The sequence below is a fragment of the Vibrio sp. 10N.261.52.A1 genome (genome assembly GCF_002876325.1).
Taxonomy (GTDB): Bacteria; Pseudomonadota; Gammaproteobacteria; order Enterobacterales; family Vibrionaceae; genus Vibrio; species Vibrio chagasii.
The window spans coordinates 2,587-3,046 of record NZ_MCYD01001426.1; the positions used below are offsets into that span (position 1 = coordinate 2,587).

A 460-nucleotide genomic window follows, 5' to 3' on the forward strand; every position below is an offset into this window, starting at 1 on the left:
AGATGATAGAGAGTGGTCTGTTTACTCGTGGGCAAGGTGTAAAGATAACGTTTGTGTCGAATGACTATCACTTGCAACGCATCTTCGAAATTCAAGAACTGATGGACGAGCAAGGGTTACTAAAAGTTCTCGTCGAGAAATGCTTAGCGCTTGGTGTTGAGCTGCAGATAGACCGAAAGTTGGATGCTCATGTTGCAGTGCCATACCCGCACCAAACAGCTCAAGGGCAGCTATTTTTATTGATGGACGCGCTTACAACGTACCGAGTGTATCTCGAAGGAGTATGTACCGGGGCGTTTAAGCGAGATTTGAAGATGGTGAGGGCGGAGCCAGAAAGGCTTTCTTTGGAGGCCTTGGCGAAAGCAAAAGGCTCAGTAGGAAGTTCACCTAAGTTTAGTATTGTGGAAAGTCTGCTTCCGGTATTGGAAGGCTGTATTCGAGGTACTCCAGTATGTACGGA

At 47.0% G+C, this 460-nt stretch carries 1 pseudogene; it reads left to right on the forward strand.

Annotated features, from left to right (window positions below):
- Positions 1 to 460, forward strand: a pseudogene (locus BCT81_RS28740) (YdcF family protein); the annotation flags it as partial.